We start from the raw sequence: 9,238 nt of genomic DNA on the forward strand, positions 1-9,238 counted from the left end.
GGACGTGTCGCATCACCGCCACAGTAATCGATCTCAATCGAGCTGACCGGGACCTCACACCGGCCGTCATCGCGGAACGCTCTTACGCGTTCCAGGCCTCGACCGGGGTGAGCGGGACCGGTTCGGGCCGCTCCGCCACCGTCGTCAGCTCGATCCGCCGTCCCTCGGCGGCCGACCGGAGCAGGGTGGTCATCGTTTCGAGGACGTGCAGCGCGACGTCGCCGCCCGCCCGTGGCGGACGCTGACCGTCGGCCCTGACCAGGTCGATCAGACCGATGCCTCGGGAGGCCTGGGCGTAACCGGCGCGGGGTTCGAGGACGCGCCACCCGGTGCCGCCGAGCGCGAACAGGCGGACCTCACCGTCGAAGTAGTTCGGGTCCGGCACGGCGAGCGTGCCGGTCTCCCCGTGCACCTCGATCGGTGCGGCCGTCGTCGCGACGCCGTCGAAGCTCGTCGTGATGGTGGAGAGAGCGCCGTTGGTGTGCTCCAGCACGCCGCTGACGTGGGTGTCCACCTCCACCGGAACCCGCTGGCCGGTGCGCGGGCCCGAACCGATGACGCGCTCGGCGCGCAGGCGGCTGGCGGCTCCGACCACCGCGCGCACCGGGCCGAGCAGGTGGATGAGCGCCGAGATGTAGTACGGCCCCATGTCCAGCAACGGGCCGCCGCCCGGGGCGTAGTAGAAGTCGGGGTTGGGGTGCCAGCGCTCGTGCCCCGCCGTGACCATGACGGCCGACGCGGACAGCGGGCGTCCGATGAGCCCGCCGTCGATCGCCGCCCGCGCTGTCTGCGTACCCGTGCCCAGGACGGTGTCCGGCGCGCAGCCGACGCGGACGCCGGCCGAGGCGGCCCGTTCGATGATCGAGCGGCCGTCCGGGAACGTCACGGCGAGCGGCTTCTCGACATACACGTTCTTGCCCGCCTCGATCGCGCCGAGCGAGATGTCGGCGTGTGCCGCGGGGATCGTGAGGTTGAGTACCGTCTGCACGTCCGGGCGGGCGAGCAGGTGCTCGACGCTCAACGCCTCGGCCCCGGGAATCGTGGCGGCGACCGCGGCCGACCGGGAGGCGTCGAGGTCGGCCAGTGCGGCGATGCTCACCGCGGGGTGGTTGGCGAGCGTGTCCAGGTAGGCGCGGGAGATGACCCCGAGACCTACGACGCCGACGCGGTGCGGGTCGCCCACACCATCCCCCTCTCGATGACGGTACGGACGCCCGCGTGCTCCAGCACGTCGAGGCTGTGCCCCGGGGTCGTCACGACGATGCGCCCGGCACCCCAGAGCCGGGTCCAGATCGCCGGCGAGGTGACCGGGCGGTGCCACGGGTGCCACGCCTGCGTCGGGTGGGTGGTGACGGCCAGTATGTCGATCAGGTCGTCGTGCAGCACCCAGTACTGCTCGGTGACCAGGTCGAAGTCCTCGATGCCCGCGGTGATGGGATGCTCCCGGCCGAGGTCGGTGATGCGCACCGTGTGCGGCAGGAAGTTGTCCTCCGGGCCACCGTGGCGCTCACACGGTTCCTTGCCCGGATGGGTCGCGAACTGCCCGCCAACCAGTTGGAGATAGTCGGACGACGCGCGGAACGAGTCCACGATGCCGCCGTGCCAGCCGGTGAAGCCCGTGCCGGCGACGACTGCCGCGCTGAGACCCGCCAGCTGGTCGGAGGTGATCTGCGACATCGTCACGCACTGCACGACGAGGTCGGTGTCGGCCATCTCGGCGGCATCGGCGTAGATCTCCGTCGACTCCTCGACCCGTACGGCGTAGCCGCTGCGTTCGAGGAAGGGGAGGAACAACTCCGTCGCCTCGACCGGTTGGTGCCCCTCCCAGCCACCTCGGACCACCAGTGCTCTGCGCTGCGTCACAGTCGCTCCCTCCCCCGGCCCGTCGCCACCGGGCTGGCCGCTCCCGCCCCGGTGACGAGCCGCCGATTCGCGTGCCTTGCGGGCACCGAAACCGTACTCGGAGGACACCACTGAGGACAGTGGCCGGGTGCCGCCTGCCGCAGTGGCTCAGGCCGCTACGGCCGCCCGGACGTCGTCGTCGGCGGCGCGCAGCCGTGCGGCGGCCTCTTCGGCGGTGCAGTGCGCGAGCAGCAGCACGATGGCCGTCTTGGCGTGCCCGTGTGCCGCCGCGAGCGCCTGCGTGGCGGTGTCGAGATCGGTGTGGGCGGCTTCGGCGACGATCCGACGCGCCCGGTCGACGAGCTTCTCGTTGGTGGCGTTCATGTCCACCATCAGATTGCCGTAGACCTTGCCGAGCCGGGCCATCGTGGCGGTCGAGAGCATGTTGCAGACCAGCTTCTCGGCGGTGCCGGCCTTGAGGCGCGTGGAGCCGGTGAGGACCTCGGGACCGGTGGGCACCTCGATGGCGACGTCGGCGTGCCGGCTGATCACCGCGTCGGAGTTGCAGGCGACGGAGACGGTCGTCGCGCCGAGCGCGCGGGCGTGGGCCAACCCGCCGACCACGTACGGGGTACGGCCGCTGGCGGCGAGCCCGACCACCGTGTCGCGGGCGGTCAGGCCGACCGCGTCGAGGTCGGCGACGGCACCGGCCGGATCGTCCTCGGCGCCCTCGACGGCGACACCGAAGGCCCCGGCCCCGCCGGCGAGCAGGCCGAGAACCCGGTCGGGCGGCGTACCGAAGGTGGGTGGGCACTCGACGGCGTCGAGCATGCCGATCCGGCCGCTGGTGCCGGCACCGAGATAGATGAGTCGCCCGCCCTGTCGGAGCGACGCCACGACGACGTCGACGGCGGCCGCGATGTCCGGCACGGCCCGGCGGACGACCTCCGCGACCGAGCGGTCCTCGTCGTTCATCGCGAGGAGCAGCTCGGTGGGGGACATCTGGTCGAGGTCGCTGGTGCGGTCGTTGCGAGTCTCGGTGCCGAGGGTGCTGAGGTCCACGGGGTGGTCGTTCCTCTCGCTGGTGAACACATCGCCGTCCGACGGGAGGCGGCTCACCGGCGCGCGTTCCCCATATCAGCAGGCTGGAGGCTCAGCGTAGCCAGCCCGGGCCCGCTCTGGCAAAAAGTTTCGCGTTACTCTCGGCTAGCGTCGCTTATTGACAACCGCTGGTAGGGAGCGAGCCGTGCGTCAACTCGACCTTGTCGTGATCGTGCTGTACCTCGTGGTGATCGCCTTCGTCGGACTTCGCCTGTCCGGCAAACAGAAGTCCGCCAAGGACTACTTCGTGGGCGAAGGTCGACTGCCCTGGTGGACCGTTTCGTTCTCCGTGGTCGCCACCGAGACCAGCGTCCTGACCGTGATCAGCGTGCCCGGTGGTGCCTACAGCGGTCAGGGGTTCGGCAACGTCGAGCTGGCCCTGGGTTACGTCATCGGTCGCGTCGTCGTGGCCGCGGTGCTCATCCCGCTCTACAAACGGGGTGGCTTCGTCAGTGCCTATCAGTACCTTGGCGAGCGGTTTGGCCTGAAACTTCAGGGTCTGGCGTCGGTCACGTTCGTCTTCACCCGACTGCTCGCCGAGGGCGTACGACTGTTCGCCTCGGCCATCCCGATCAAGCTTCTCCTCGACGAGCTCGGCCTGAACGTCGGCTACCAGGCCATCATCGTCGTCCTCACCCTCATCACGGTGATCTACACCTACCTCGGTGGCATCAAGGCGGTCATCTGGACCGATGCCATCCAGATGGGGCTCTACCTGGGCGGGGCGATCCTCGCCATCGCGGTGCTCAGCCACGCCGTCGGCGGCGACGGCTACGCGCAGGCGCTCGACGCCGGCAAGTTCCACCTCTTCGACACCAACTTCGACCTCGCGCACGTGCTCACCAGCCCGTTCGCCCTGCCGACCGCGATCATCGGCGGTGCGATCTTCGCGATGGCCAGCCACGGCTCGGACCAGCTGATCGTCCAGCGCATCCTGTCCACCCGCACCCTGCGTGACGGCCAGAAGGCGATGATCTCCTCGGGCATCTTCGTCGTCATCCAGTTCGCGGCGTTCTCCCTGGTCGGTGCGCTGCTGTGGTCGTACAACAAGGGTCAGACCTTCAAGGAACTCGGCCTGGACAGCAGCGACAACCTCTACCCGAACTTCATCCTGCACGCCCTGCCGGTGGGCATCTCGGGTCTGCTGGTGGCGGGCATCCTCGGCGCGGCGATGGGTTCGCTGTCGTCGGCGCTGAACTCGATGTCGAACTCCACCGTCGCCGACTTCATCCACAGCTTCTTCCGCAAGGTCCCGTCGGACGACGCGATGCTCCGGCTCGCCCGGGTGATGACCCTGGTGTGGGCGGTGCTGATGGCGATCTTCGCCTGCGCGTTCAGCTCCAGCACCGGGAACGTCTACCTGACCGGCCTGACCATCGCCGGCTACACCTACGGGGCGCTGCTCGGGGCCTTCCTGCTCGGCCGTCTTGTCAAGCGGGCGAACCAGGTCGACGCGGTGATCGCCTTCCTCGTCACCGTGGTGGTGATGACCTACATCGTCCGCTACGTCAAGATCGACGTCACGACGGCCGGGACCACCACCGCCACCGCCATCGCCGCGCAGTGGCTGGTCCCGATCGGCGTTCTGATCACCCTGGTCGTCGGCGCGGTGTCGAGCCGGTTCCACCCGGCCCCGACGACGTTCTACGACCATGGACGCACCGACGAGGTCGACGACGCGGCAGCCCCCGCCGGCCGGGCATGAAGGAGGACGTGATGCGCGTGATCGGCCTGATGTCCGGGACTTCCTACGACGGCATCGAAGCCGCCGCGGCCGAGTTCGACCTGAGCGGCGACACCCTGCGGATGCGAACGCTGGGCCGGCTCAGCCACCCGTACCCCGACCGGCTGCGCGCCCAGATCGCCGCCGCCCTTCCGCCCGCGGCGACCAGCACCGAGGCGATCTGCGTGCTGGACACCGGCGTCGGCCAGGCCTTCGCCGAGGCCGGCGTGCGGGCTCTCGCGGAGCTGTGCGACGGTCAGGCCGACCTGGTCGTCTCGCACGGCCAGACGATGCACCACTGGGTCGAGGCCGGAGTGGTCCGGGGCACGCTCCAACTGGGTCAGCCGGCCTGGATCGCCGAGGCCACCGGCCTTCCGGTCGTGGCCGACCTGCGCAGCCGCGACGTCGCAGCCGGCGGCCAGGGCGCTCCCCTGGTCGCCCTCTTCGACGCGCTGCTGCTGGGTGGCCTGCCCGGCGTCCCCGCCGCGCTGAACCTGGGCGGCATCGCCAACATCACGGTCGTCGCGCCCGACGCGGAGCCCCTCGCGTTCGACACCGGGCCGGCGAACGCGCTCCTCGACGTCGCCGCCCGCCACTTCAGCGGGGGCACCGAGGAATACGACCGGGACGGGCGCGGGGCTGCCGCCGGGCAGGTGGACCCGGTCCTGCTGCGGCGGCTGCTCGACGAGCCGTACTACCGGCTGCCCGGCCCGAAGAGCACCGGCAAGGAACTGTTCCACCTTCCCTACCTGCTCGCCGCCCTCGCCGACGCGCCCACGCCGGATCCGCAGGACGTGCTGGCCACGCTCACCCGGCTGACCGCAGTCACGGTGGCCGAGGCCTGCCGCGACCATCGCGTCACCCGGCTGATCGTCTCCGGCGGCGGCGCACGCAACCCGACGCTGATGCGCATGATCGCCGAGGAGCTGCCGGGCGTCGACCTGACGTCCAGCGACGACATGGGTGTCGCGTCGGACGCCAAGGAGGCGCTGGCCTTCGCGCTGCTGGGCTACCTGACCGTGCACGGGCTGCCCAGCGCCCTACCGTCGGGCACCGGCGCGCGGCACGCCTCCGTTCTCGGCAGCATCACCCCCGGCCGGCAGCCGCTGCGGTTGCCGGCGCCGGTCGACACCGCTCCCCGCCGCCTGCTGATCGCCGGCCGTCCCGCCGTGCCACCGGTGGCCGGCTGACCACGTTCCCGGGAGGATCCGCCCATGCACCCCGTCGTAGGACCACCCGCACCGACCGCAGCTCGCGCCCGCGAGGTCGCCGAGCTGCTGCGCTCGCGCCTCGACGACCCGACCCGGGCCAGCGCCGAGCTGCCCCGACGGTTGGCGGCGGCGCACGACGCCTCGCCGTACCTGTTCGAGCCGCAGGCCGTCGTTCGCGCCGCCTCGACGGCCGAGGTGGGGGCGCTGATGGCCGGTGCACGGGAGGCCGGCGTACCGCTGACCCTGCGCGGCGGTGGCACCAGCCTCGCCGGGCAGGCCGGCGGCGCGGGGGTGCTGGTCGACGTGCGCACCGACTGGCGGCACGCCGAGGTGCTCGACGACGGTCGTCGCATCCGGCTCCAGCCCGGCCTGACGATCCGGCAGGCCAACGCCCGGCTGGCCCGCTACCGACGCCGGCTCGGCCCGGACCCGGCCAGCGAGGCCGCGTGCACTGTGGGCGGCATGGTGGCCAACAACTCCAGCGGGATGACCTGCGGCACCACCGACAACGCGTACCGCACCATGGAATCGCTGCGCTTCGTCCTCCCGTCCGGCACCGTCGTCGACTCCGCCGCACGCGACGCCGACGACCGGCTGCGCGCCGACGAGCCCGAGCTGCACGCCGGGCTGCTGCGCCTACGCGACCGGGTGCGCTCGGCACCGGGGTCGCGCGCCACCATCGAGCGGCTGTTCGCCATGAAGAACACCATGGGGTACGGGCTGAACTCCCTGCTCGACCACAGCAGCCCGGTCGAGATGCTGGCCCACCTGATGATCGGCAGCGAGGGCACGCTCGGCTTCGTGGCCGAGGCCGTCTTCCGTACCGTCGAGATCCACGAGCACGCCGCCACCGGCCTGCTGATCCTGCCCGGGCTCACCGGCGCCACCGACGCGCTGCCCGCCCTGCTCGCCGCCGGTGCCCGTACCGCCGAGCTGCTCGACGCGGCCGCCCTGCGGGTCAGCCAGCGCGACCCGGGTGCGAGCCCGGCCCTGCGCGGCCTGACGGTCGCCGGGCACGCAGCGCTGCTGGTGGAGTTCGCCGAGGACAGCGCGGAGCGGTTGGCCGCGACGCTGGCCGACGCTCGGGGAGTGCTCGACCGGCTGCCCGCCGTCACCGGCACCGAGCTGACCCGCGACCCGCGCGAACGGGCGCGGCTCTGGCACCTGCGCAAGGGCCTCTACACGGCGGTCGCCGGTGCCCGCCCGCCCGGCACCACCGCCCTGCTGGAGGACGTCGCGGTGCCGCTGCCGCGCCTGACCGGCACCTGCGACGGACTGATCGGCCTGTTCGACAGGCACGGCTACTCCGACGCGGTGATCTTCGGGCACGCCCGGGACGGCAACCTGCACTTCATGCTGACGCAGTCCTTCGACACACCGGCCGAGATCGACCGCTACGCCCGGTTCACCGACGACATGGTCGACCTCGTGCTGGCCGAGGGGGGAACACTCAAGGCGGAGCACGGCACCGGCCGGGCCATGGCACCCTTCGTCCGCCGCCAGTACGGCGACGAGCTGTACGACGTGATGCGCGAACTCAAGCGGCTGTGCGACCCGAGTGGCCTGCTCAACCCCGGTGTGCTGCTCAACGACGACCCGACAGTGCATCTGCGCCAGCTCAAGGCCGTCCCGACGGTCGACCCCGAGCTGGACGCCTGCGTCGAGTGTGGCTACTGCGAGCCGGTGTGCCCCACCGCCGACGTGACCACCACGCCCCGGCAGCGCATCGTCCTGCAACGACAGATCGCCCTCGCCACCGCCGCCGGCGACGAGGAGCGCCGCCGGGAGCTGACCACCGACTACGAGTACGCGGCGGTGGACAGTTGCGCCGCGGACAGCCTCTGCGTCACCGCCTGCCCGGTCGGAATCGACACCGGAGCGGCGATGAAGCGACTGCGCGCCGAACGGCACGGCCCGCTCGCCCAGCGCACCGCCCGCGCCGCCGCGCGGCACTGGAAGGGTGCCGTGACCGGCGTCCGGGTGGGCCTGAGCGCCGCCCACGCCGTGCCGACGCCGGTGACCCGTGCCGCCACCGGGGTGATCCGAGGGCTCGGTGCGAGCGAACTCGTGCCCCCGTGGAGCGACGACATGCCACGCGCCGGCGCTCCCCGCCCCGCCCCCCGCAGCGCGCCGGACGCGCAGGCGGTGTTCTTCGCGGCCTGCGTCGGCAGCCTCTTCGCGCCCGAGGACGGCCCGGCCGGCGGCTCGGCGGCAGCGTTCCTGCGCCTGTGCGACCTGGCGGGCGTGCCGCTCGTCGTGCCCGCGACGGCGGGCCTGTGCTGCGGAACGCCCTGGCAGTCCAAGGGTTACCCCGCCGGCCACCGCGAGATGGCCGAGCGGACCCTCGCCGCGCTGTGGACGGCCAGCGACGAGGGCCGCCTGCCCATCGTGTGTGACGCCTCGTCCTGCACCCACGGGCTGGCCCAGCTGACCGCCGCGCTGGCCGAGGAGGACCAGGCGCGTTACCCCGACCTGCGCTTCGTCGACAGCGTGACGTTCACCGCCGAGCACCTCCTGCCGGCGCTGCCGGAGCCCCGGCGCCTGGGCTCGCTGGCCCTGCACCCCACCTGCTCCACAGTGCACCTGGGCGGCCTCGACGACCTGCGCGCCGTGGCACGGGCGGTCGCCGACACCGTGACCGTGCCGGACAGCTGGGGGTGCTGCGCCTTCGCCGGCGACCGGGGGCTGCTGCATCCCGAGGTGACCGCCGGCGCCACCGCGGCTCAGGCCGCCGAGATCAACCAGCGCGGCTACGACGCGTACGCCTCCTGCAACCGCACCTGCGAGATGGGCATGAGCCGGGCCACCGGGCAGCCGTACCGGCACGTGCTCCAGGTGCTCGTCGAGGCGGTCGAGCCGCTGGCGTAGCCGGACGGGCTACTCCTCCGGGACGCGCGGGCCCACCTCACCGCGCCTCAGGTGCTCCTCGTTGCGGTCGGCCTCGCTGTCGGCGTTCGCGGCGCCGGCGCCCGGGTCCGTCGTGCGGCGCCCCTCGGCATCCTGATACACCTCACCGGTTTCGAGGGCTCTGTCCTGCTGACTCTGCTCAGGGGTGGTCATGAACGCCCAAATACCCTCCGGCCGCACCAACAAACGGTCACTGGCGTGAATGCCGCAATTTAATGGCCGATCATCGGTGCAATCCGGTTCGCCATGAAATGGGAACGGGATGGCTGCGAAAGCACTCCCGTACCGGAGTTCCACCATTCAGTCGAGAACCGGTCACGTGTTCGACCCGAGCGACCGACGGCAATGGACGAACGCGCACCGGCCCCGCACCGAAAGCATCGACGGCCGACACGATCTGTGGATCCCATCAAAGATCACGAGTGTGATGATGTGACAGGGAAACGCATCGGAA

The 9,238-nt window shown here is 71.7% G+C and carries 7 protein-coding genes; 3 read left to right on the plus strand and 4 right to left on the minus strand.

Annotated elements, in window-relative coordinates; translation table 11 throughout:
- Positions 1-82: 82 nt before the first annotated feature.
- The 3 genes from GA0070619_RS16720 to murQ all read right to left on the minus strand — a co-directional run bounded on the left by GA0070619_RS16720 (position 83) and on the right by murQ (position 2,904).
- On the minus strand, positions 83-1,183 hold the full coding sequence (locus GA0070619_RS16720) for a Gfo/Idh/MocA family protein (protein ID WP_088948938.1): 1,101 nt from the start codon (positions 1,181-1,183) through the stop codon (positions 83-85).
- Complete coding sequence (locus GA0070619_RS16725) at positions 1,153-1,863, minus strand: ThuA domain-containing protein (RefSeq protein WP_088948939.1); 711 nt, start codon at positions 1,861-1,863, stop codon at positions 1,153-1,155. Before GA0070619_RS16725 ends, GA0070619_RS16720 begins: the two co-directional genes overlap by 31 nt.
- 147 nt (positions 1,864-2,010) lie before the next feature.
- On the minus strand, positions 2,011-2,904 hold the full coding sequence (gene murQ / locus GA0070619_RS16730) for an N-acetylmuramic acid 6-phosphate etherase (RefSeq protein ID WP_088951855.1): 894 nt from the start codon (positions 2,902-2,904) through the stop codon (positions 2,011-2,013).
- 184 nt (positions 2,905-3,088) lie between these two features.
- Here murQ and GA0070619_RS16735 point away from each other — a divergent pair, with 184 nt between their 5' ends.
- From GA0070619_RS16735 to GA0070619_RS16745, 3 genes are read left to right on the plus strand one after another with little or no spacing between them, the layout of a single operon-like run.
- Positions 3,089-4,648: a sodium:solute symporter gene (locus tag GA0070619_RS16735; protein WP_088948940.1), complete on the plus strand. Its 1,560-nt coding sequence runs from the start codon at positions 3,089-3,091 to the stop codon at positions 4,646-4,648.
- A gap of 11 nt (positions 4,649-4,659) precedes the next feature.
- Positions 4,660-5,856 carry an anhydro-N-acetylmuramic acid kinase gene (locus tag GA0070619_RS16740; protein ID WP_088951856.1) on the plus strand — a complete coding sequence of 399 codons (1,197 nt, stop codon included), beginning with the start codon at positions 4,660-4,662 and terminating at the stop codon, positions 5,854-5,856.
- Positions 5,857-5,880: 24 nt separating this feature from the next.
- Complete coding sequence (locus GA0070619_RS16745) at positions 5,881-8,745, plus strand: FAD-binding and (Fe-S)-binding domain-containing protein (protein ID WP_088948941.1); 2,865 nt, start codon at positions 5,881-5,883, stop codon at positions 8,743-8,745.
- A 9-nt stretch (positions 8,746-8,754) separates the two neighbouring features.
- Here GA0070619_RS16745 and GA0070619_RS16750 read toward each other — a convergent pair whose 3' ends face one another.
- Entirely contained in the window at positions 8,755-8,937 is a 183-nt protein-coding gene (locus GA0070619_RS16750) for a ribonuclease (RefSeq protein ID WP_088951857.1), read from the minus strand.
- Positions 8,938-9,238 lie beyond the last annotated feature (301 nt).

Source organism: Micromonospora zamorensis (assembly GCF_900090275.1).
Lineage (GTDB): Bacteria > Actinomycetota > Actinomycetes > Mycobacteriales > Micromonosporaceae > Micromonospora > Micromonospora zamorensis.

Coding starts and splice junctions, on each gene's coding strand:
- GA0070619_RS16740 (WP_088951856.1), top strand. CDS start 4,660: ATGCGCGTGATCGGCCTGATGTCCGGGACTTCCTACGACGGCATCGAA.
- GA0070619_RS16745 (WP_088948941.1), top strand. CDS start 5,881: ATGCACCCCGTCGTAGGACCACCCGCACCGACCGCAGCTCGCGCCCGC.
- GA0070619_RS16750 (WP_088951857.1), bottom strand. CDS start 8,937: ATGACCACCCCTGAGCAGAGTCAGCAGGACAGAGCCCTCGAAACCGGT.